The 21,427-nt window shown below is 39.4% G+C and carries 15 protein-coding genes and 2 tRNA genes; 6 read left to right on the top strand and 11 right to left on the bottom strand.

Going from position 1 to position 21,427, the window contains the following annotated elements; genetic code table 11:
- Nucleotides 1-48: 48 nt before the first annotated feature.
- Together JMX50_RS00075 and JMX50_RS00070 are read right to left on the bottom strand one after the other, a co-directional pair.
- Entirely contained in the window at nucleotides 49-585 is a 537-nt protein-coding gene (locus JMX50_RS00075) for a Holliday junction resolvase-like protein (protein ID WP_201627986.1), read from the bottom strand.
- Nucleotides 586-620: 35 nt separating this feature from the next.
- Complete coding sequence (locus JMX50_RS00070) at nucleotides 621-1,517, bottom strand: competence protein CoiA family protein (RefSeq protein ID WP_201627985.1); 897 nt, start codon at nucleotides 1,515-1,517, stop codon at nucleotides 621-623.
- Between the two features lie 111 nt (nucleotides 1,518-1,628).
- On the opposite strand from JMX50_RS00070, the gene JMX50_RS00065 reads away from it, so the two are divergent.
- From JMX50_RS00065 to JMX50_RS00040, 6 genes are all read left to right on the top strand, one after another.
- The gene (locus JMX50_RS00065) at nucleotides 1,629-2,708 is read left to right on the top strand and encodes a hypothetical protein (RefSeq protein WP_201627984.1); all 1,080 of its coding nucleotides are present in this window, start codon (nucleotides 1,629-1,631) and stop codon (nucleotides 2,706-2,708) included.
- A 105-nt stretch (nucleotides 2,709-2,813) separates the two neighbouring features.
- Entirely contained in the window at nucleotides 2,814-4,658 is a 1,845-nt protein-coding gene (locus tag JMX50_RS00060) for a DUF262 domain-containing protein (RefSeq protein WP_201627983.1), read from the top strand.
- A gap of 97 nt (nucleotides 4,659-4,755) precedes the next feature.
- Nucleotides 4,756-7,386: a type I restriction-modification system subunit M gene (locus JMX50_RS00055; RefSeq protein WP_201627982.1), complete on the top strand. Its 2,631-nt coding sequence runs from the start codon at nucleotides 4,756-4,758 to the stop codon at nucleotides 7,384-7,386.
- Nucleotides 7,379-8,701 carry a restriction endonuclease subunit S gene (locus JMX50_RS00050; RefSeq protein WP_201627981.1) on the top strand — a complete coding sequence of 441 codons (1,323 nt, stop codon included), beginning with the start codon at nucleotides 7,379-7,381 and terminating at the stop codon, nucleotides 8,699-8,701. Before JMX50_RS00055 ends, JMX50_RS00050 begins: the two co-directional genes overlap by 8 nt.
- Nucleotides 8,702-8,733: 32 nt before the next feature.
- The gene (locus JMX50_RS00045; RefSeq protein WP_201627980.1) at nucleotides 8,734-12,090 is read left to right on the top strand and encodes a type I restriction endonuclease subunit R; all 3,357 of its coding nucleotides are present in this window, start codon (nucleotides 8,734-8,736) and stop codon (nucleotides 12,088-12,090) included.
- Nucleotides 12,091-12,100: 10 nt separating this feature from the next.
- Entirely contained in the window at nucleotides 12,101-12,781 is a 681-nt protein-coding gene (locus JMX50_RS00040) for a M48 family metallopeptidase (protein ID WP_201627979.1), read from the top strand.
- A gap of 124 nt (nucleotides 12,782-12,905) precedes the next feature.
- Here the strand turns inward: JMX50_RS00040 and JMX50_RS00035 are convergent, their stop codons facing one another.
- From JMX50_RS00035 to JMX50_RS00005, 9 genes are all read right to left on the bottom strand, one after another.
- Complete coding sequence (locus tag JMX50_RS00035) at nucleotides 12,906-14,027, bottom strand: tyrosine-type recombinase/integrase (RefSeq protein ID WP_227670839.1); 1,122 nt, start codon at nucleotides 14,025-14,027, stop codon at nucleotides 12,906-12,908.
- Complete coding sequence (locus JMX50_RS13160; protein ID WP_227670838.1) at nucleotides 14,024-14,284, bottom strand: Arm DNA-binding domain-containing protein; 261 nt, start codon at nucleotides 14,282-14,284, stop codon at nucleotides 14,024-14,026. Before JMX50_RS13160 ends, JMX50_RS00035 begins: the two co-directional genes overlap by 4 nt.
- A 163-nt stretch (nucleotides 14,285-14,447) precedes the next feature.
- Nucleotides 14,448-14,534, bottom strand: a tRNA-Leu gene (locus JMX50_RS00030).
- Nucleotides 14,535-14,658: 124 nt separating this feature from the next.
- Nucleotides 14,659-14,732: transfer RNA gene (locus tag JMX50_RS00025), tRNA-Cys, on the bottom strand.
- Nucleotides 14,733-14,926: 194 nt separating this feature from the next.
- Entirely contained in the window at nucleotides 14,927-15,061 is a 135-nt protein-coding gene (locus JMX50_RS13155) for a putative transporter small subunit (protein ID WP_227670443.1), read from the bottom strand.
- Between the two features lie 113 nt (nucleotides 15,062-15,174).
- Nucleotides 15,175-16,821 carry a sodium:solute symporter family protein gene (locus tag JMX50_RS00020; protein ID WP_201628326.1) on the bottom strand — a complete coding sequence of 549 codons (1,647 nt, stop codon included), beginning with the start codon at nucleotides 16,819-16,821 and terminating at the stop codon, nucleotides 15,175-15,177.
- A gap of 890 nt (nucleotides 16,822-17,711) precedes the next feature.
- On the bottom strand, nucleotides 17,712-18,740 hold the full coding sequence (locus tag JMX50_RS00015) for a formate dehydrogenase accessory sulfurtransferase FdhD (RefSeq protein WP_201627978.1): 1,029 nt from the start codon (nucleotides 18,738-18,740) through the stop codon (nucleotides 17,712-17,714).
- Nucleotides 18,741-18,774: 34 nt separating this feature from the next.
- Nucleotides 18,775-21,153 carry an FdhF/YdeP family oxidoreductase gene (locus JMX50_RS00010; protein WP_201627977.1) on the bottom strand — a complete coding sequence of 793 codons (2,379 nt, stop codon included), beginning with the start codon at nucleotides 21,151-21,153 and terminating at the stop codon, nucleotides 18,775-18,777.
- A gap of 179 nt (nucleotides 21,154-21,332) precedes the next feature.
- On the bottom strand, nucleotides 21,333-21,427 hold a 95-nt coding region (locus tag JMX50_RS00005), incomplete at its 5' end, for an IS3 family transposase (protein WP_201627976.1).

The following is a 21,427-nucleotide window of genomic DNA, read 5'->3' as shown; positions in this document are numbered from 1 at the left end:
ATTGTGGTTTTGAAGATAATATAGCATATTAATCTTTATGATGTACTATCAGGTACTTGTTTGAACACGCATATCTTCCGTATCTTCACAGTATTTTATCCTAAGCTCCTTAAAGCTCACCTGACCATTTTGGATAGCTTGCTTGATGATTTTCTGTCGTTGGTTTAGCCTAGCATTTCCTGTTTTAACTTCTGCAATAATGAGATGCACGTCCTCGATAGGCACGTTGCCATCAGCGCATTCGTGCAAGTTTTGGAAGATGACGTAGTCAATCGGTTCACCCATGAATCGGCAGTCTGAAGGGTTGTAAGGAAAGTCAGTAATAAAGGGCGTGAACTGTTCACCAATTTGACCTTTTAAGATATTGCGCTGCATATTGTTGGAACGTTCTTGAGCCTCTTTAATGTCTTTTGCTAATTGCTGTTGAAAGCCTGCTTCTCTTTCGATCATATCGTTCCTAATTTGCGCAACATCTCGTTCACTCTGTAGCAAAGCCTTATTTTGTAATTGTATCCGTTGTATAGCCCATACAAGCATGGCTAATATCAACAGTATTATAATTAGTAGCATAGTAGTGAGTGTCATAGTTTTATTCTCCGTATTATCAAATAGAATCATGTTTAAGCAGTAGGGGTCATATCCATTTCTTGCAGTCGTTTCAAGACGGTATCTGAAAACGGCTTGAAGTAATTCCATGACTTATATTTTCGGTTATACTGACCGCCGCCTTCGTTACGCCACTGCTTTAGTATCTCGATAACTTCGTGGTTAAAATTCACGCACTTAATAGATACCATTCCTGAATTAAAGACTCTGACATCTACCCAAGCGTGGTTGATGGTAAAGCGATAGATGGTATAGCCTTTATCAAAGCTTCCGTTGCTATTCTCATCAGTGCTGCTCTGGCAATTATAGATAGGCTCAGGTAATGGTGTAGGGGCTACTGGTATTGATAATAAGTTAGGTGATGGGAATATCCACTGCTTATTAGTGACGCAGTCTAAAATATGATCCTTTGCTTCCCCACTTGGCAATTCAATACCTTGCGTGATGATTTCTCTCAAGTCGATCTCAACAGTCTTAATACCCAGCTGCTTAATAAAATCCGATTTATCGGTATCTATGAAAGAAGTCACAGCAACTTCTATAAACATCATTTCCCCGTCAACCGTTGCGACTATATCAGGTCGAATACAGCCAACAGCTTGCTCTTCGATTAATTGATCAAACTGCCAAGTTTTATCCCCGCTATTTTCGTCATCAGGTAGAGATGGCAGTGTTAAATACCTCTCTTGCATAATGACTTGCTTGGCAAACTTGTGTAGGATACTTTCAGGGTGGATAGTGCAGCTTTCCTTATTGTTGAGATGCGCAAAATGATGCTCATTCTTTTCACCTTTACGAGCCACAACAGGCTCATCACATTCAAAGCAAAAACACATACAAGCCAGCCCTCGCTCGACTTGCTTAACATTGACGATTTGCTTTTGCTCATTAACAGCGATTGACATTGACATAGTTACCATCCTCTTGTTAGTTGGTTAGGAGTGAGGTAATTATGAGAAAAATTTGACTATCAAAACAGACTGCTATTGGGATATCAATAGGAGTTTAACCGGTGCAATGCTATGGAAAACAAACACTTAGATGTCTTTAATGAGTTAAATAGTCAGTTATTAAGCTATCCTCGTAATACGCTATGGGATGAATACTTAAAAATTATCGTTAAAGAACAACTCAAACAGTTTAAGTATTCTCAAATTGGCTTTGAACCCGAGAAGCTATCAAGGCAACAAATTTATGCTAGAGCTAAGAAAATAGAGGACAGTAAAGTAGATAGCCAAACTGCTAAAAATGCAGTCAATACCTCAAAGTTAAAGGCAAACTTAGAGGCATTTATCAACTCGCAACCAGACTGTAAAAAAGCATTTTTGCAATTGAACTATAGACCAATAATAATTGCTTCAACATCAGATGGTGGTCCAAAGAACAAAGCATTAATATGGATGGATATCGAGGCTATTGACGAAGGGGAAGTACAGCACGAGCAAATACTTAAAGCAACTGGTGTGGAGTCGGATGGAGACACAGAAGACGAGTATGCTGAGAATCTAAATAGTATTACCTATGAGCGCAAAGCGGCTTCTGAGATTAAGCCATCTTTATTCACTCGGCTTTTCTTCAATAAGGGTGAGCTAAAGATCTTAAGCTTTCGAGGCGTTTTGCTAATGATCTTGCTGATGCTAAGTTTTTTATTAGATATCTTTATTGCTATATTTTCGTTACTCGTCATTTTATTACTAAACGATTTGCCAGATTTTAAGCTTTGGCAAGCCATAATTTTTGTGGCATTCATTCCTCTGGCTTATCTTAACTGGCGATATTTCTTTGTGCCGTTATATAGACTGCCTTATTATCGTGTTATTAAAGCACCTATGTTCTTTGCAAATATTAATGTCGTCAATGCGGATATTGAGATGTATTGGGATAAAGATAAGCTGAATGTAGCGAGAGTTACAGAGTTTACTGCAACTTGTTCAATTTGCTCAGGATTGATAGAGCTGGCTAATGGCAAGCCGGATCAAAAGCAGCCGCTAGTAGGACGCTGTAGGGAAGCGCCTCATGCACATGTATATAGTTTTGATAGAATGAGCATGAAGGGGTGCTTCTTAGGTGAATTAGGCTACCTGTGTGATATGAAGGTTTAGATGTGATATTAGGAAGTAGCATCTATGTATTAGGTTAAAAACTAAGATGCTGCTAACATATATTATTTTGAATAATTTTTTCCATTTTTAAAGGTGAGATGAGTAATGAAAATCGACGCTGACGTCTTGAGTGTTCTTGATCTTTCAAATTATTTTTTCGTAGTACCTGATTATCAGCGTGAGTATGTATGGGAAGCAGATAAACACATCTACCAGTTTCTCGTTGATATTGATGATGAGTTTGAAGCTCACTCCAGTGAACAACAAAATTACTTTATTGGCTCTATTATTATTATTGAGAATAATGGTAAGTACGATGTTATTGATGGGCAACAACGGTTGACGACTATCGTGCTAAGCCTATGTGCTATGCGTGATTTATTAGAAACCTTAGAATCAGATGGTCAATTGACAAATGAAAGTAGTGAAATACTGAACCTAATTAAGAGCTGGATTTATAAATACGATCTTAAGTCTAAAGCTACACTTCCTCGCCTTGAGCTGCAATATGATGAAAGTAATGGTTATTTAGATACTATTATCAAGAAAGAGAAGTACGATGGTGATATCACTAGTTCTATTGATAAAATGGAAAAAGCCTATAAACGCATTTACGAGCATCTACAAAACTTAATAAACCAGAATATAGAAGTTTTTGAAGAGTATGTTCAATATTTTTTGACCAACGTCAATATAGTAGTTATTGAATCTGATAACTTAGGTAGCGCTCTCAAGATTTTTGAAACAATTAACCAGCGAGGTGCTGGATTGAATGCGATGGATTTAGTGAAAAATCTTATGTTCAGTAAAGCCTCTCCAAGTCAATTTAGTACCATTAAGACTAAGTGGAAGGAGATAATGGGCTACCTTGAGGAATGTGATGAAGGGGATAATCCATTACGTTTCTTACGTTATTTCTTAGTTGCAAGATATCATAATGGCATAATACGAGAGGATGACTTGTATTCTTGGATTATATCCAAGGAAGGTAAAAATCGCTTAGATTATGAGGCTAATCCGTTAGGTCTAGTGACCGAAATGACAAAGTCTGCAAGAAGGTATAGCTTTCTAGTACAAGCTACTAATAACGATAAAGCAAGCCAAGGGCAAGCAAAATTCCCAGCAATGGTTAATATTGGATATATCAATAAACAGCGTTCTCGACAGCATCTTATTGTATTAATGGCTTTAGATCTTAGTTGTGGTGATGAAGTGCTAAATTATCTAGGCAAACAGCTTGAAAGCTTTTTCTTTTTCGCCAATACAATCAAGATGCAAACGAAAAACTATGAAAGACGACTTACAGATTGGGCTGTTAAGCTAAGAGGTCAAAGTGAACTAAATATAATCAATGATCTGGTTAATAGCGATGTTGCGCCGTTTATGCGCAAATATCTAGGTGAGTTTAAAAACAGTTTTTCTAAAATCAATCATAATAGCTATAACCCACAATATCGTGAGAGATATATATTAGGTCGCTTGAATGCGCAGTTGTGCTTTAAAGCAGGACTCAAGCCCTTAAATAATGAAGATGTCCAAAATTTACAAATCGAACATATCTTACCTCAGACGCCATCCAATCAAGATGCCAGTATAGCTTTTTCAGATAATGAAGTATTTGAAGAGTATGTTTATCGTTTGGGTAATACCACACTTCTAGAAAGCCAAATCAATCAAGCTATCAATAGCTTTAATGATATGAAAAGTGACTGGTTCCAGCTAAAACAAAAACAGTACTTGAACTCTAACTGTGTGATGACCAAGCTATTGAGTAATGAGTACGTTATTGGTAAGGATACTGGCTTAAATCGTTATCGCAATGAATCAGGTTATTATTTTGAAGAGTGGGGCATAGAGTCTATTGAGAAACGACAAAATATCTTGATGGATTTAGCACTTGATCATTGGCGGTTTAATGATAAAAGATTGGATGAATATGACGTTCAATAAAGCCAATTACTTAGAACCACCTTTAATTTCATATTGATTACAGCAGTAACCTCTCTTATATATAAAGTGCAAAAATTCTTTTTACGGAGTCATAAAATTGTCAGATAAAATAACCCTACCACAGCTTGAAAGCTTCTTAATGCAAGCGTGTGATATCTTACGTGGCAACATGGATGCGTCAGAGTTTAAAGAGTATATTTTTGCGCTACTCTTTATTAAGCGTATTAATGATAAGTTCGAAGCCGATGTAAATAGAATTACAGCAGACTATGTGGCTGAAGGAATTGCTGAAGAAAAAATTGAAAAACTGCTCAAAACGCATAGCTATGAATACTTTGTACCTGAATTGGCTAGGTGGAACTATCAACGTACCACTGATGATGGTCAGGTCGTGCAAGATGGTATTTTGCACCTTAAAAAGAATATTGGAGATAAGCTTAATATTGCGCTTGAAGCGTTAGAGGAAGCCAATAGTAAAAAGCTATCAGGTGTATTAACCAATGTCGACTTTAACAAGACCATTGGTAAAAATAAAAAGACGATTAGTGATGCTAAGCTGATGGACTTTATTGTTCATTTTAACAGACTAAAACTAACAGATGATGCGTTTGAGTTTCCTGATTTATTAGGAGCTGCTTACGAATACCTTATTAAATATTTTGCAGACAGTGCTGGTAAAAAAGGTGGTGAATTCTATACACCAAACGAAGTGGTTCGGCTTATGGTTGAGCTATTAGAGCCATCTAGAACTGCTGATGTATATGACCCTACTGTTGGGTCTGGCGGTATGTTAATTGAGTCAAAAAACTATGTTGAAGCACGTTATGGTGATGCCAGCCCATTAAGTTTTTTTGGTCAAGAAGAGAATGGTACAACATGGTCTTTGTGTCGTATGAACATGCTGTTTCATAACATTTATGACTCAGATATAAAGCAAGGAGACACCCTGACCGAACCTGCTCATTTTGACCCTAATAAAGCTAATGAGTTAAGACGTTTTGATATTGTCATTGCTAACCCACCATTTTCTAGCAATTACAAATATGCTGATTTCAACCATAAAGAGCGCTTTCATTTCAAAATGCCAGAAAAGAAAAAAGCCGACTTTATGTTTGTACAGCACATGATCAGCGTTTTGAAATCAGATGGGCGTATGGCAGTAGTTATGCCTCACGGTGTATTATTCCGTGGAGGTGAAGAAAAGAGTATGCGTGAATGGCTAGTCGATAAAGGCTACTTAGAAGCCGTGGTCGGTTTACCAGCAGGTTTGTTCTACGGTACTGGCATACCAGCAAGTATTTTGATTATAAATAAGGCAGGTGCAGATACACGTGACGGTGTGTTCTTCATTAATGCTGATGCAGAATATCAAGAAGGTAAAAACCAGAATAAGCTTAGACCCGAAGACATTGCCAAAATCAGTTATGCCTATCGTAAAAAGATAGACATGCCAGCTTATGCCAAAATGGTAAGCAAAGAAGAGCTTGCTGAAGAAGACCACAACTTCAACATCCGTCGCTACGTTGATAATAGTGCACCAACACAGCCAAACGATGTGACAGCACATTTATATGGTGGCATACCCATAGTAGAGGTAGATGATCTAGAACATTATTGGAACAATTACCCAAACCTACGCAAGGATATATTTAGTGACTCAAAAGAGAGATATCTGATTTTTAATGCTACTGCTAAACAAGATATTAAAACGACTATTGAGGCTCATGCTGATGTAATCGGTAAGCAAACAGCTTATAAAGATAGTGTAGATGTGTGGTGGCAAAAAAACTTGGAGAAGCTTGAAGCTTTACCTGTCGAACAGAATGTTTTTGAGTTGTATCGGAGCTTTGCATCAAGTCTATCTAAAGATTTAAGTGAATTAGGTATTTTAGATATTCATAAGAGCCGAGGTGCATTTGCTGGTTATTGGAATAGCTTAAAGACAGATTTAAAGTCAGTTGCTTCTAGTGGTTGGAATGCGCAGCTTATACCAGCAGATGATATTTTGCAGTCACAGTTCCCAGAAGTGCTTATCGAACTGGCTGAGAACCAAGCCCGCAAGGATGAGTTAGAAGCTTTATTTGCAGAGGTGGAAGAAGCTGACGACGAAGCTGACACTGATGACGATAGTGATGTAGACGACGACGCTCAGCAGGTCTACCCTAAAGCAGTTATTAAAGAGTTTAAAGACACTATTAAAGCGCACAATGCCAAGATACGTGAAGTTAAGAAAGAGATCAAAGCAACAAATGCTAGGATAAAAGCATTAACTAAAGAGTTAAAGGCTGATGACTCTTATAAGGAAGATATTAATAAGGTGATAAACGACCTACAAAACCAACTTGTCAATCAAGAAAAACAGCTTAGTCGTGTTGAAGAGCAAAAGGTAACGATTGAAGGTAAGATAGCAGGGCATACTGCTTTGACAGATGAGCTAAAGTTACGTAAAGCGACGATTAAAGAGATTGAAGACCAGCGTGATAATAAAGTCGCTGAAGCTAGACGGAGTATAAGTGATGATGAGGCTAAGGTTTTAATTTTAGTGCGTTGGAAGGCAACTTTACATAATACGGTAATGGATTATGTGCATCGATATGAAAGAGCATTAACTAAAGAGCTTGAGCAGGTATATGTGAAGTACGAAACCACATTGACAAATATAGTGGCCAACCGTGAACAAGCTAGCCAACAACTAGATAGCTTCTTGCAGGAGTTGGGTTATGAATGATTTAGCCACCCGTCCTTTAAGTGATGCTATTGATAAAATTATAGACTTTAGAGGTAAAACACCTTTAAAGCTAGGTATGGAATGGGGCGGTGGAGACATTAGAGCACTGTCTGCTAATAATGTAACTCAAGGAAAAATAGACTTTAGTAAAGAGTGCTATTACGCAAGTGAAGCTTTATATAGTAAATGGATGAATAAGGGTTCCTGTGCCCAAGGTGATATATTATTAACAATGGAAGCCCCTTTAGGGAACGTTGCCCAAATACCTGACGATAAAAAATATATTTTAAGTCAGAGAACTGTTCTAATTAAGCTTAATCAAAACAAAATTTTGAATGACTATGCTTTTTATTTATTCTCTTTTGATAACTTCCAAAAAGAACTTTATAAGAATGCAACAGGCTCTACGGTTATAGGTATTCAACAAAAGAAATTATTGAAAATAGAATTAACCTACCCATTATCAATTATTAATCAAAAAAAAATAGCTAAAATATTATCCACTTGCGATACGGTAATTAGTCAAACTGAGCAAGCAATCAAAAAATACCAAGCCATCAAACAAGGCATGATGACTGATCTATTTACTCGCGGTATAGATGTAAATACAGGTAAGCTAAGACTAAGTTATGAAGAGCGACCAGATTTATATAAGGAAAGTGAATTAGGATGGATTCCTAAAGATTGGGAGTTAAGTAAATTCGAGGATTTTGTTATACCTATTGATGGTGACCGTGGTCACGCCTACCCAAATCAAAGTCAGCTCCATTCTGAAGGTCACTGCTTATTTCTAAGTGCTAAGAACGTAACAAAAAGTGGTTTTGCATTTAATAAAAATATTTTCATCTCACATGAGCGTGATAATTTAATGGGTAATGGTAAATTAGATAGAGGTGACATTATTATTACCACTAGAGGTACAGTGGGCAACATTGCCATGTATGATGATAGTGTCACTTATGAGCATATTAGAATTAACTCTGGTATGTTAATTTTGCGCAATAAAGTTAGTGAGAAGATAGCCAATCAATTTATTAAAGCTTTTCTTTTGTCGCATGTTTTTAGCAAACAGTTAGAAAGAGTATTGTCAGGCAGTGCTCAACCACAAATTACTGTAAAAAATGTTAATGCTATTTATATGTTATTTCCAGTTACTTTAGTAGAACAAGAATCTATCGTTAACAGAATGATTGCTATGGATAGGAAAATCCAAACCGAACAAGACACCCTTAAAAAGTATCAACAAATCAAAGCAGGATTGATGCAAGACCTGCTAACAGGTAAGGTTGAAGTACAAACTGATGATGTGTCGTGATAACAACTAATGAATAAAAACAAGGTATCGCAATGAGTGAGAAGGAATATCAACTGGTCGAAAAGCCATTTTTAAATAGATTGGCGCAAATTGGTTGGCAAGTTATTGATCAAAAAGCCATTCAATCAACAGGTGGTAAAACCAACGTTGCTACTAGTCTACGAACAGACTATAAGCAGGTCACTTTAAAAGATACCTTTAAACAGGCCGTCAATGCTATTAATCAGATCGATGGTCAGTCGTGGCTTACGGATGAACAACTTGAAGAATTGTACGGCAATATCACCGCTACTGAAAAAGGTAATCAATCCCTATACGAAGCAAATAAAGCCGTTTTTAATCAGCTGTTAATAGGCGATCAAGTAGATAGAAATGAGCTAACAGGACAAAAAAACGTTACTGTTAAGCTTATTGATTTTGATAACTGGCAAGCCAACTCATTTATTGCTGTTAACCAGTTCCAAATTGATACACCACTAAACGTTCGCAAACAAATCATTCCAGATATCGTGCTATTTGTGAATGGTTTACCTTTGATTGTGGTTGAGTGTAAAGCGGTTGATGTGGCAAGCCCTTTGTCTGCTGGTATTGACCAGATCAAGCGTTATGAAAATCAGCGTAACGGTGAAGATCCAACCTTAACTGAAGGGGAGGAACGGCTATTTCACTATAACTTACTGTCTATCGTGACACATGGCGAAGAAGCAAGATTTGGCACGATTTCAGGCAATTATGAATATTATTACAACTGGAAGGATGTTTTTCCTGAATCGTATAAGACCTTTGATATCAAGCAATACTCTGATGAAGAAAAGCAAACATTTCAATCAAGTGGTAAGACATTAAGATCCTTACGTAAAACACCTGAAGTTCGTCAAAACGTAGCTATTCAAGGTTTATTGAATCATGAGATCTTAATTGATGTATTACAGCACTTTTCTATATTTTTAGAGGATGAAAACACTAGTGCCAAAATAGTCAGTCGTTATCAGCAGTATCGTGCTGCTGGTAAGATTATCGAACGTATCCGTAATAATACTGGCGATAGCCGTTCAGGTGTTGTCTGGCACACTCAAGGAAGTGGCAAGTCACTTACCATGGCATTTTTTATTCGCAAAATAAAATCACTACCAGACCTTAAAGACTATAAGGTCATCTTAATGGTGGATAGAGTTGATTTACAAAAACAGCTTTCAGATACTACTAAAGTTTCAGGCTACTTTAACCATAAAAATATAGTTAAATCACGTAAAGAGGTGTTTGAAAAATTAAGTGGTAATGACTCATCTGTATATATGGTTATGGTTCATAAGTTTGGCGATGAAATAGAAATCAAGCATGCTAAATCATTGCAATCGAATAAAGAAGATGCTGATAGTTTGGAGATGAGGTCATTTGATTCATTTGGTGTCGTCAATGACTCTGATAGGATTGTACTTCTGATAGATGAGGCGCATCGTACCCACAATGGCGATATGAGTGACAACGTCTTTAACGCCTTTCCAAATGCAGTAAAAATTGCTTTTACAGGCACGCCTTTATTAACAGAGCGCCACAAAAAACTGACATACCAACGCTTCGGTAACTCGAATGAGTTTATCGATACCTATAAAATCCGTGAAGCAGTAGCAGATAGAGCGACGCTTGATCTGGTCTATATAAGTAAGACTAGTGAAGACTGCATATTTAATACAGATGAGTTGAATCAAAAATTTGAAGATGAGTTCGCTAACGAATCTACTGAAAAGAAAGATGCTATACAAAAACGCTATGGCACAATGCAAGCTTATTTAGACAATAAGGATAGAATTCGTAAAAATGCGGAAGATATGGTCAATCATTATATTGATAATATCTTACCAAATGGCTTTAAAGCGATGGTAGTTGCTAACTCCATCTTAGCTGCTGTACGATATGAAAAATATATTATCGAAGCAATCAATAAGCGTATCGAGCTGGAGCAAGCTAAAGAGACACCTGATAGTGAGTTAATCAAGAAACTTGAGTTTTTAAAGGTCGCTAGTATCGTGACTCAAAGTGATAATAATGAAGATGTGTTTATCACTCAAGCAAGACAAAAAGCGAAAAGAATGGATGCAATTAAAAACTTTAAAGCAGGCTTTGATTTTACTAACGAGAAAAATGACAAAGAAAATTCAGGTGTTGCATTTTTATGCGTGTGTGACAAGCTTTTAACAGGCTTTGACGCACCCATAGCGCAAGTAATGTACCTTGATAAGTCTTTACGCGAACATGACCTTCTACAAGCCATTGCGCGTATTAACCGAACTAAAAAAGGGAAGTCTAAGGGCATATTAGTAGATTACTACGGTATATTGAATAACCTCAAAGAAGCTTTGAGTATTTGGGGTAGCGAGGAAGAAGAAGACGTCAAACAGATATTTGATACTATTAAAAACATTAATGAAGAAATACCTGTCCTTGAGTCACGTTATAAGCGTCTAGTTCAACTCTTTACCGATAATGGTGTTGATAACTTTGAAGACTTTATCAATCAGCGTATCAATGATCAGCAAGCCGACAACGATACTTTAGAGGAGTGTATTGACCTAACTTTAAGCATACCCTTTAGAGCTGAACTCAACGTAGGCTTAGCAGATTTTTACGATAGCTATGATTTGCTTTGTACCACAGCAGTTGCAAAGCTTTATCAAATACCAGCAAAACGTTTAGGTTATTTGGCAACGTGTGTAAAAGAGCGTTATAAAGATGAAACAATGGATATCCAATATGCTAGACCAAAAGTCAGAGCCATTATTGACGAATACGTTAAGAGTAAAGGTGTAGTTAAGACCTCGCAACCAGTGGACTTACTATCAGATAAGTTCTTAAGTACTTTAGGCAGATCTGGTTCTTCTGATAAAGCTAAAGCTTCTGAAATGGTACATGCTACCAGGCGACATATTAAAATTAACGTGGATTATGATCCAGCACGTTATAAAACATTTGATAAACGCTTGAATGAAATTATGAAAAGGTATCAAGATAATTGGGAACAGTTATTAGTTCAGTTGTCTTTGTTACGTGAAGATATGAAAGACGGTGAGAGGCAGACGTTAGATGGTTTAGATGAAAATGGACAGGTTTTCTATGACATAATGGCGGACTTGGTTTTCACTGACGATGTGCCTGAAGATAAACAAACGTTATTGGTAGATCTGGTTAACGAGGTTTACCAGCTTATTGTTGATGCTATCAATATTCCTCATTTTTGGGAAATGAAATTTAGCGAACAGAGAAACCTTAAAGGCGATATTACAAAAGCACTGATTATTTCAGACATAGATGAGTTTGATGATAAGGAAGTTCAAATCACTGAAGATTTAATGAAATTAGCTAAAAAACGTCACCATTACATCGTAGGTTGATCGTGTAGATATGATTTTAAATGGCATTCATATTGAGATAGTCAAAAGTAAACGTAAGACTGCTAGTATTTTCGTAGAACGAGATGGCAGTGTATCTGCTCGTGTGCCTAAAGACTTATCAGACCAACAAATATATGAGCTAATTGAAAAATATGAATATAGCATTCATCGAAACCTTGCTGAATGGAGACGGACAAATGAACGTCACGTTGATAGAGATTTTATCAGCGGGCAATCATTTATTTACTTTGGGCGTAACTATCGTTTAAAACTAACAGACAATGAAACAGACGGCCTAAAACTGTATCAAGGTAGATTTTGGTTAAATAAAAACCAATTAAATATTGCACCAGACTTATTCAAAAGCTTTTATAAATCAAAGCTGATAGACAAAGTAGTACCTATTGTTGAACTGTATGAAAAAAAACTAGGTGTTAACGCCAACTCAGTACGTGTATTAGAATTAAAAAACCGTTGGGGCTCGTGTAGTAGCAAAGGCAATATTAACTTACATTGGAAATGTGCTATGGCACCTATGGAGGTTCTACACTATATCGTATTGCATGAGCTAGTACATTTAATTCACTTCGACCACTCTAATGCCTTTTGGCGTGATATTGAGAAGATTATGCCAGATTATAAAGACAAGGTGAAATGGCTCGAGCTCAATGGTGTAGGTATGGATTTATAGCCGCTATATGCCAGATTCCTTAAGAGTTATATTCTGAATATGAATACTATCTCATTGTATATGCTAAAAGGCTTTGAAATAGATTTTTAGATAATAGTATGTTTTTCAATCAGTTTAACAATACTTATATGACTTGCAGCTTGCCCTCAAGCATCTCTAATACCTTATCCTCTCCCAGCTGGTCAATCAATGCTTGCAGATGGGTAGTAGAGTCAGCTTTGCTCTTTGCATCTGCTCTAAACTCTGCCGTATCTCTGCCTTCTCGTAAAGCATCTAAATAATCTGCCCACTTTTGCATCATCTCACTACGATCGTCAATGTACTCAAATCGTCCGTAAGCTGTGCCATTAGGATCTTTGGTTGTATGACCAAGCGCCATCTCTACAAGCACAAGAGGATACTTTAATTGCTCTTGTAAGATGGTCTTCGCTGTGGCTCTAAAGCCATGAGCGCAGTGAATGTCTTTATAGCCTAAATCTTTTAAACGCTTATTCGCTGTCGCATCAGATATGATCTGATGCTTTTTTGCTGTCTCACTGTAGAAGACAAATTTAGTATGACCATTGATTTGCTGCTGCTCACGCAAAATAGCTACTGCTTGACGAGGTAGGGGCACGACCATGTCCTTGACCATGTTTACCTTGCCTTGGCCTTTTAAAGGCTTTAATCGCCACCTATCAGCCTCTAGATCTAAGTCAGCCCAGCGCATACGGCGTAGATCACCATTACGCACAAAGAGTAATGCTAATAGCCTAAGGGAATTGATAGTGTTTGGATCACCTTCTATAGTCTCGATATCACGTAGTAGCTTAGCTAAATCTTTAGGCTTAGTGATGGCAGGACGATGACCATAGCTAGATTTAGCCAATTGGCTTTTGATTAATGCCGCAGGATTGCTGCTACAAAAGCCGCGCGCGCCAGCATAGACGAATACATCACTAGCGATACCTGCACAGCGCTCAGCCTTATCTGTGGGCTTGCCAGCTTTGTTTAATGAGTTGGCTTGGATGTCTAGTAACACTTCAAGCATTCTAGGTGAGCCAATCTCACTAATAGGGTCATTACCTATGTATGAGCATATAAGCTCTAAGCGGCCTTTCTTACGAATGAGCGTATTACCTTTTTGAGTCTGCTCTAGTCCTTCAAAATACTCCCAAGCAAAATGATTAAAAGAGTTTTTAGTTTTACTAATAACACTTTTCTTTATTTCTTCACGGTGATCTTTGGGGTCAATGTTACGGCTCAACAGCTCAACAGCTCTTCATAGTCACGCCAGATTTCACAGGCACGTGAAAACGATACGTTTGGATACACGCCAAGCGATATACGTTTATTTTTTGAGTGAGTAGGAGACAGGTAGCGATAAACCCAAGACTTAGTGCCATTAGGTCTGACCATGAGGTAAAGCATAGGATGGTTTCTGACAGAGACCAGATATTCTTTGTCATCAGCTTTGTGACTACTTATGCTACGATCAGAACTGATAGGTTTACGTGCTTCCATGACTAACATCCCCAATGTACATTTAAAAACCAGTGTACATAGTAGTGTACATCAGATGCATGGATTAGAATAGATTCATAGGACGGTATGGAACGCTAGATACAACAAAGCCCCTGATATCAGGGGCTTTAGCTGTTCTATAAGGTAGTATAGGACTATATAATGGTACCCGGAGCCGGACTTGAACCGGCACGCTATTACTAGCGAGGGATTTTAAATCCCTTGTGTCTACCAATTTCACCACCCGGGCAAAACTTGTATTATCTAAAAGTAAGCTTGCTACTTGTTAGATAGTGGTCGCTATTATAAGCATTTATGTTAATAAAGCAAGCTAAAATTAACCTAATATTTATAATATTTTTAACCTAAATAATTGGAGGCTGAGGTCGGAATCGAACCGGCGTTAACGGAGTTGCAGTCCGCTGCATGACCACTCTGCCACCCAGCCAATCAAGGATGCCTATATTAGCAAAAATAATTTAAATTACAAGTCATTTTTTAATTAAATGCCACTTATCTGCTCAGTTGTGGTTATTTGCCCATAAATTAACGCTAATTCGAAGTATTGTTAGACCAAATGAAGCCATCACTAAGCCTTTGATACATGATGGCTTTATAAAACACATCGTCTAATACCGTGTGCTAAACGATATCTTTATTATTATATTGCGCTTTTTTAATATCACGATAGGTTGCGGTACAAATCAATATCAGTACACCCAGCGTAATAGCGGGCCAAATGAGGATATATAATCCATAGATAAAGACGTTGTCCATGATAGCTCCTTATATTTAGTAATTGTTGCTGTTGATTTTTACTTTGCTTTGCTGGCTTCTAATAATGGTTAGCCAGTTAATGACCAACCATCACTTGATAATATTAATCTTATTTAAGATTTTGCTAGCGGTTGTACTGGCGGCTTTTTATCATAGTCGCCAACCCGCTGTTTAATGAGGTCAAAGTCAAAATGCTCGTCACCCATCAGACTGACAAGCACGCAGACGATGGTACTTGCGCCGTAAGCAGTCAGTGAAGCGAGTAAAACCATGTACTGGCGTAGGAAGCCAGTGGCGAAGATTAACATCAGCACCAGCGTGATAGCGGCGGCGACCATGCCGATTTTACGACCTAGAAAGCCAAAGACCATAAGGCCAATAACCACTGCGGCACCGACACTGGCCAATATCTCAAAGAATAAGGCGGTGAAGCCGGTAATCGGTATCAGCTCAAAGCGCGCAACGCAGAACAATAACAGCCCAACGATGACCGCTGAGGTAAAGGCGACATTGGTGACGCGATTCCAGAACACACTGGCAATCACTGGGAAAACAATCGCACCCCATAACGCGCCAACGAAGACCAACATTACCAATATATCAAGCTTAAAGCTGGCAAAAATCAATCCTGCTGCCGTGGCGACAATCATGGTTCCGCGACCGACAAGCATCATAGTTTTTGGTTTAACGCGCCCCTTGGCAAGGTTTTTGCCATAGACATCCGCCATCATAATCGTTGATAACGCTGATAAGTCTGAGTCAGCGGTTGAGGACAGCGAACCTATCACTAAAATAAAGAATAATGCGATAAAGACCGGATGCAAATAAGTACTGACCATCTGCGGAATTAAGTTATTCATATTGCCATCAAGTGGCTCGATACCTATGGTTAATGCCATGAGTCCAATCATACCAAGCCCAATGACGATACCGGCATAACCGACCGTGGCAGTGATAAAGGTCGCCTTAATTTTGGTCTTATCAATGGCAAATAGGCGCTGGGTAATGGTTTGATTGCCGATGGCATAAGCCAATACGGCGACAAAATATGGTGCACCCTGCTGAAAGAAGGCTTCAGAGGAAAAGAAATCTTGCTGCTCAAAGGTTAAATTCGACAGTCCGCTGACCATGACTGACGGACCACCCATGGAAAATAGTACCGCTGGGATGATGATGACACCAATGGCCATCAAGGCGACCAGTTGCGCAAAGTCGGTAAAGACGGAGGCTCGGAATCCTGAGGTTAACGTATAGCTGAGCACCCCAACGCCTGCGATGATGACGCCCGTCTGAAACGATAAGGGTGACAGTACGGATACCAAAGCACCAGCAGCGGTGAAGTTGACCATCAAGCTAATTAAGCTCCCCATAATATTGGATATGGCTAAAATTAATTGGCTTGATGAGCCGTGGCGGGCGTGGATGAGTTCACCTAAGGTATGGCCATTTGGGGCAAGTTCACGAAAGCGCATACCAAAAGGGTAGATGAACAAAATCATCAAAGCACCCCAAAAACCGTAATGTATCGGTCCTGAGACGCCGTATTTATAACCAGAAGTAGCCGCTGCATAAAACGACGCCGCCCAAATCCATGTGGCGGTCATACTGGCTGCGCCCATGCCGAAACCAACACTGTGACCGGCGACCATAAATCCTGAAGTTGTCTCCTTGTCTTTTTTGATTAATAAAGACAGTAAATACGTGCCACCATAAAATGCTAGCAATAATAAAAGAATGGTTAACGATGAGAATTGGAACAATGACTCAGTTTTCAAATTCATACCTCGCAATTGTTTTAATAGAATAATAGTTCGCTTTAAAGTAAAACTTACAAACTGGCGAAAATATAAAAACGCGCGTTCAGCCTATTTGCCACGCGCATACAATTTTGCCCGTGCGTACAATTAGCAACGAGCAATACGCAATAAAATAAATGGTTATAAAAACCAAACGCTAAGGTCAGAGGGTGTATTAATTTTTCATTGGCCACAGGCTATTAAAATATTTAATAAAAAGTATCGACTAAAAGCTTGTATGAAAAATAACAGCGGCAACTCTCAATTAGCGTCTGCTAATGGATAAACCATTACGCGGTCAAATACGGCATCATCGATAGTAGCGATAGGCTACACGAGGCTTACATGGTAAGCGTCCATAGCAAAATTACGGATAAGCACTAAGCCAAAACTGTATGACTTGTGCTAAATGTAGACAGCTTATATCAGCTGTGATAAGCAATAATTAGAGTAGCGTTTTACTCAATTTATTGCGTGTGAGCTATCATCCGTTGTCGTGATAATAAGTAAAATCTTATTGGGATTATGGTGCTCATTTACTTATCATTGATAAATAAAACTACAGCTATGTTAAATATTCGTAACATATTTGTGTGGTAAGAGTAACCTATTCTGTCTCTAACCTCAAATTTTCCCTCAAACTTCTGAGTCAAGGATGGTTAAGGCAAACTAATAGATAGATTTATAATAATAACTGTAATCAGGGTTAGAGCAAGATGGAGTTAAAAAAGCTTAATCGAATGGATAAGTCAAAACTTGCACGGGAAGGGTAATAGAAGTGCATAGTAACGGAGTGGTGTAAGGTGTGATTAACTATATAGATATAACAGCAGGGTACACTCTAGACTGGTGTTTTAAGCGTTTGGACAGTTGGTGTTGGTATAGTAAGTAACTCGGTCATCGCGTAAAAAGCCAGCCAGCCCCAAGCCATAGCGCTCAGCAACCCGTACCGCAGTGCTGGTCGGTGCAGACATGCCTACAAGCCAAGATAGGCGACTACGAATAGATTTTTGCACCAACTCAATAGACAGCCGCGAGGTCATCACCACGCATGTCAGCTCTGCTTTGTGGCGTAATTGCCAACCGATGAGTTTATCGAGGGCATTATGGCGTCCGACGTCCTCGAATAGATATAAGTCAGCGCCTTGCATGGTGGCAGCGGCATGTACCGCACCGGTTAATTGATGCGTATGTTGTGCGGCGTTAATATTTTGTCGTACTTGCAATAAATAATTTAGAGTAGGGATAGTTGATGCTGATAGTTTTTCGCCTGATTCTAAGTTTGGCGCTGAATAACTGCTTAAATCAGGAAGTGCTTGCGCCAGTCCTGTAATACCGCACATTCCGCAGCCTGTACGTCCTGCTAGCTGCCGCTTTTGCGCTTGAATACGCTGATGACAGCGCTGATTTAATACCAGTTCCACCACATACACGTCATAGTCTTGTAGCTGCGCTGAAAACTGCTCAAAAGTAGTCGTTGCAGTAGCCGAATCATCCGTTAAGTCATTGCTGAATCTCGGATAACTTGCGATATCGGTCAGTTGCGTTATTTCCCAATCTAATAGCTCATGACTATGATGAATCAGCCCTTCACTGTATAAAAAACCAATGGCAAGATATTCAAGCTGATAGGGGCTTGCCATCAATATCGCATAATGGATACCATTAATGACAATTGCAACGGCCGCCTCTACTGCTAGCATTGCTGATTTATCATCAATCTCTATTTCTTTGGTTGCATAAGTAGAGTTTTCAGTAGATAAATAACGATGTTTTTGTGCCAAATGCAGCCGCGATAATGGCACTGTCTGATTATCCATTGACGCCTCAGCAGCATCTGTTGCCAAAGTATCTACTGTCGTTAAGTTATTTTTATTGACCATTATTTTAACCATTATCGTAGGACATTAAGCGCTATTAAGCGGTAGCTGCCAAACTGCCTTCATTAACGCGCTGTAAAACAACAGTAACCGACTTATAAGCCGGTGTCCTCGAGTCAGGAGCATGACTGTCCAAGTCAATAAGGTCGTTACATTCAGGATAATAGGTTGCCACCGCGTTAGCAGCGATGTCCATCTCCGTAAGTATCAAAGGACCCAAGGTGCGCCGCTCATCCTTGCTGTCTTGCCGCGATACCATGACGCTATCACCTTTTTGCCAGCCAAGGCGCTTGATTTCATCGGGATGCATAAATAACACATCGCGGCGGTTAGTTTGGCGATAGCGGTCTTTAAACCCGAAAATCATGGTGTTAAATTGATCATGACTACGGACGCTAGTCAATTGCCATACTTTTTGCTCAGTATTTTTTTCTACATTGCCATTTTCAAGATTACTGTCTGCAAAATCACTATCTTTAGAATTTTCGCTCCTGCCATTGCTATGATAGTCCGCGCTCGTTTGTGCCATTTGCGCGGCGACATAAGTAATCGGATATTGCGGTACTTCAAATTGGGCTTTACCACTATCGGTATTCCAAACGCGATGACGTGCTGGGTGGTATAAATGAAAACCGCGCTCGCTTTCACGGATACGCTCATTAAAGTTCTCAAAGCCGTCAATAGCACGGGCAATATAATTACGGATGATATCGAAGTCGCTACCCATGGTCTGCCATGGAATTGACGAATCAGACCCAAGCACATAGGTTGCCATATCAGCCACAATTTGCGCTTCAGACTTTAAATCATCACTAATCGGTTTTAGACGTCCTTGTGTGGGCACAATCTGGCACATAGAGTCTTCAATCGTCGCAAACTGCTCGCCTTTAGCCGTTATCACGCGTTCGGTGCGCCCTATACAAGGCAAGATTAAGTTGTTTGTACCCGGATATAGCATGGTTTCATTGAGCTTGGTAGCGACAAAAACATTAAGCTGAGTAGAGGTTAAGGCGGTTTGAATCGCACTCTTATCGGGTGCGGCAACGGCATAATTGCCACCCATACTGATAAAGGCTTTAAGTTTACCTTGCATCAATGCTTTAGCTCCAGCAATGACATCAAGCCCGTCTTCTTGCGGCATAGGGCGCTGAAACACGCGCTCAAGGCTATCAAGTAGGCTTTGTTTAGGGCGCTCATGGATACCCATGGTGCGATCGCCTTGCACATTGGAGTGACCACGAACGGGCGAGGCGCCTGCACCATCGATACCAATCATGCCCATCAGCAGCAGCAAATTGGTAATCATGGCGACATTATCTTCGCCCTGTACGTGTTGGGTAATGCCCATGCCCCACGTACAGATAGTAGCAGGACTGTCTGCCACGAGCTTGGCAAGGTTGATGATGTCTGCTTGCGTAATACCAGAGCCAAGTTCGATATCTGTCCAAGATTGGGCGATCAGCCATTGTTTTAAATCATCAAACCCTGAAGTATGAGTGCTAATAAACTCACTATCAATCTTATCGTTTTCTACCAGCCATTTAGCCAAACCAGTCAATAAAGCGACATCACCGCCGATTTGAATTTGAATGACCTCATCGACCATCTCATCGCTTTGTCCTGCAGCCATATGGGTTGGTTTTTGCGGATTTCTAAACTTGCTTAAACCCTGCTCACGCATCGGATTAATAGAGATAATACGGCAGCCTTGTTTATGAGCGTGCGCTAGCATCTCAAGCATACGCGGATGATTGGTGGCAGGATTTTGCCCAAACAGCATAATCAACTTTGCTTGCTCAAAATCTTCCAAAACTACGGTGGCTTTACCGACGCCTAATTGTTTGCCAAGCATCACTGACGTTGGCTCGTGACACATGTTTGAGCAATCTGGCAAATTATTGGTGCCAAAACAGCGTACAAACAGCTGAAACATAAAAGCTGGCTCGTTGGTCACGCGTCCTGAAGTATAAAATAAGGCTTCATCTGGTGAATCAAGATTTTTTAAGACATCAGCGATACGCTCATAAGCCGCTTGCCAAGAAATAGCGATGTAACGATCTTGCGCTGCATCATAATATAACGGCTCTGATAAGCGCCCGCTATGCTCAAGCTCATAGCCTGACCAACTTTGCAGTTCGGTCACGCTATGTCTGGCAAAAAACGCCGCATCTGCACGTTGATTCATGGTTTCACTGGCAATGACTTTGATACCGTTTTCACAGACATCGATAACTTTATGGGTCTTATGGTCAGGCCACGCACAGCCCGGACAGTCAAAGCCGCCCTTAGGCTGATTGCTATGTAAGACGCTGACACTACCGCGCATAAGCGCCTTGTAATCCATCAATTTACGAGTTGATGAGATCAGCGCTGGCCAACCAGCAGCAGGATGGGTATAAACAGGGATTTTGCGCATGACAGACCTCATAAGCGAATGGCGATAAGTAAGGGCTACTATAATAAAAGTGATTATGTTAAGTGCTACTACATTAAGTGCTACTATATAATGGCTGATAAGAAATATTGACTTTCATTACTTATAGATAACAAAAAACCTCAAAGCTGAACTGACCCCCAAATGTTGGACGGTTTAGTTTACCCCAAGGACTGAGTTCTGTATTGCACAGGACTCAGTCCTTTTAATTTAAGTTGAATACGCTCATGATTATAATAATGCATATAGTCATGAA

It is taken from the genome of Psychrobacter maritimus, from assembly GCF_904846345.1.
Lineage (GTDB): Bacteria > Pseudomonadota > Gammaproteobacteria > Pseudomonadales > Moraxellaceae > Psychrobacter > Psychrobacter maritimus.
Note: the sequence above shows the minus strand (reverse complement) of the source record. Positions and strands in the feature narration are given on the sequence as shown.

What these genes read in the sequence shown, in the direction of transcription:
- JMX50_RS00075 (WP_201627986.1), bottom strand. Translation starts at nt 585, where the DNA reads ATGACACTCACTACTATGCTACTAATTATAATACTGTTGATATTAGCC.
- JMX50_RS00070 (WP_201627985.1), bottom strand. Translation starts at nt 1,517, where the DNA reads ATGTCAATGTCAATCGCTGTTAATGAGCAAAAGCAAATCGTCAATGTT.
- JMX50_RS00065 (WP_201627984.1), top strand. Translation starts at nt 1,629, where the DNA reads ATGGAAAACAAACACTTAGATGTCTTTAATGAGTTAAATAGTCAGTTA.
- JMX50_RS00060 (WP_201627983.1), top strand. Translation starts at nt 2,814, where the DNA reads ATGAAAATCGACGCTGACGTCTTGAGTGTTCTTGATCTTTCAAATTAT.
- JMX50_RS00050 (WP_201627981.1), top strand. Translation starts at nt 7,379, where the DNA reads ATGAATGATTTAGCCACCCGTCCTTTAAGTGATGCTATTGATAAAATT.
- JMX50_RS00045 (WP_201627980.1), top strand. Translation starts at nt 8,734, where the DNA reads ATGAGTGAGAAGGAATATCAACTGGTCGAAAAGCCATTTTTAAATAGA.
- JMX50_RS00040 (WP_201627979.1), top strand. Translation starts at nt 12,101, where the DNA reads ATGATTTTAAATGGCATTCATATTGAGATAGTCAAAAGTAAACGTAAG.
- JMX50_RS13160 (WP_227670838.1), bottom strand. Translation starts at nt 14,284, where the DNA reads ATGGAAGCACGTAAACCTATCAGTTCTGATCGTAGCATAAGTAGTCAC.
- JMX50_RS13155 (WP_227670443.1), bottom strand. Translation starts at nt 15,061, where the DNA reads ATGGACAACGTCTTTATCTATGGATTATATATCCTCATTTGGCCCGCT.
- JMX50_RS00015 (WP_201627978.1), bottom strand. Translation starts at nt 18,740, where the DNA reads ATGGTCAATAAAAATAACTTAACGACAGTAGATACTTTGGCAACAGAT.
- JMX50_RS00010 (WP_201627977.1), bottom strand. Translation starts at nt 21,153, where the DNA reads ATGCGCAAAATCCCTGTTTATACCCATCCTGCTGCTGGTTGGCCAGCG.